We start from the raw sequence: 1,600 nt of genomic DNA on the forward strand, positions 1-1,600 counted from the left end.
GTGGGTGACTGGTCGTTGTTTGAGAACTGCACAGTGGACGCGAGCATCTGTGGCCAAGTTTTTAAGGGCGCACGGTGGATGCCTTGGCACCAGGAACCGATGAAGGACGTGGGAGGCCACGATAGTCCCCGGGGAGCCGTCAACCAGGCTTTGATCCGGGGGTTTCCGAATGGGGAAACCCGGCAGTCGTCATGGGCTGTCACCCATACCTGAACACATAGGGTATGTGGAGGGAACGCGGGGAAGTGAAACATCTCAGTACCCGCAGGAAGAGAAAACAACCGTGATTCCGGGAGTAGTGGCGAGCGAAACCGGATGAGGCTAAACCGCGATGGTGTGAGACCCGGCAGGGGTTGCCATTGTGGGGTCGTGGGATTCTTCTTGATCGGTCTGCCGGCCGGTCGACGAGTCAGAAACCGTATGGGTAGTCGAAGGACATGCGAAAGGTCCGGCGTAGAGGGTAAGACCCCCGTAGACGAAATCTGTACGGCTCGTTTGAAGTATTCCCAAGTAGCACGGGGCCCGAGAAATCCCGTGTGAATCTGGCGGGACCACCCGCTAAGCCTAAATATTCCCTGGTGACCGATAGCGGATAGTACCGTGAGGGAATGGTGAAAAGTACCGCGGGAGCGGAGTGAAATAGTACCTGAAACCGTGTGCCTACAAGCCGTGGGAGCGTCGGACATGGGCTTGCCTGTGTCTCGTGACTGCGTGCCTTTTGAAGAATGAGCCTGCGAGTTTGCGGTGTGTAGCGAGGTTAACCCGTGTGGGGTAGCCGTAGCGAAAGCGAGTCCGAATAGGGCGTTTGAGTTGCACGCCCAAGACCCGAAGCGGAGTGATCTAGCCATGGGCAGGTTGAAGCGGAGGTAAGACTTCGTGGAGGACCGAACCCACCAGGGTTGAAAACCTGGGGGATGACCTGTGGTTAGGGGTGAAAGGCCAATCAAACTCCGTGATAGCTGGTTCTCCCCGAAATGCATTTAGGTGCAGCGTCACGTGTTTCTTGCCGGAGGTAGAGCACTGGATAGGCGATGGGCCTCACCGGGTTACTGACCTTAGCCAAACTCCGAATGCCGGTAAGTGAGAGCGTGGCAGTGAGACTGTGGGGGATAAGCTCCATGGTCGAGAGGGAAACAGCCCAGAACACCGACTAAGGTCCCTAAGCGTGTGCTAAGTGGGAAAGGATGTGGAGTCGCAGAGACAACCAGGAGGTTGGCTTAGAAGCAGCCACCCTTGAAAGAGTGCGTAATAGCTCACTGGTCAAGTGATTCCGCGCCGACAATGTAGCGGGGCTCAAGCACATCACCGAAGTCGTGTCATTGCAGCATATAGGGCCAACGCCTGCTGTGATGGGTAGGGGAGCGTCGTGTGCCGGGTGAAGCGGCGGTGGAAACCAGTCGTGGACGGTACACGAGTGAGAATGCAGGCATGAGTAGCGATACAAGAGTGAGAAACTCTTGCGCCGATTGACCAAGGGTTCCTGGGTCAAGCTGATCTGCCCAGGGTAAGTCGGGACCTAAGGCGAGGCCGACAGGCGTAGTCGATGGACAACGGGTTGATATTCCCGTACCCGCTTTGAAGCGCCAACGTCGAACCAGGT

Annotated in this window: 1 rRNA gene (cut by a window edge); it reads left to right on the plus strand. The window is 56.9% G+C overall.

Going from position 1 to position 1,600, the window contains the following annotated elements:
• The first annotated feature begins 51 nt into the window (after nt 1-51).
• Nucleotides 52-1,600 (plus strand): 23S ribosomal RNA (locus tag ACFXHB_RS44570) (it continues 1,488 nt past the right edge of the window).

Origin of the sequence: Kitasatospora sp. NPDC059327, assembly GCF_042752535.1 — a bacterium.
In the GTDB taxonomy this organism is placed as follows: Bacteria; Actinomycetota; Actinomycetes; order Streptomycetales; family Streptomycetaceae; genus Kitasatospora.